Below are 214 nucleotides of genomic sequence, written 5' to 3' on the forward strand. Positions count from 1 at the left end.
CCCTTCCATAAAAAAACTAATTCATGTCTCATAATCACCTTTTGCATGAATATTGAATAGACATTCGTAATAAATTTCTCTATTCATCTTAAAATTTTCCATAACAATTGAGCAAAAAACATCAAATCCAATACTATTTCCAACATTTATTATCAAGATAACGTCCATTGTACTTGTTAAACTATATATGTAACAGCAAATATATATATCCGTA

Annotated in this window: 1 protein-coding gene; it reads right to left on the minus strand. The window is 26.2% G+C overall.

Annotation, left to right across the window (positions count from 1 at the left end; genetic code table 11):
* Nucleotides 1-21 precede the first annotated feature (21 nt).
* Nucleotides 22-214, minus strand: a 193-nt coding sequence (locus AACQ14_RS24495; protein WP_339366137.1) for a hypothetical protein, incomplete at its 5' end; no start/stop codon positions are given.

This window comes from Vallitalea maricola, from assembly GCF_036985595.1.
Lineage (GTDB): Bacteria > Bacillota > Clostridia > Lachnospirales > Vallitaleaceae > Vallitalea > Vallitalea maricola.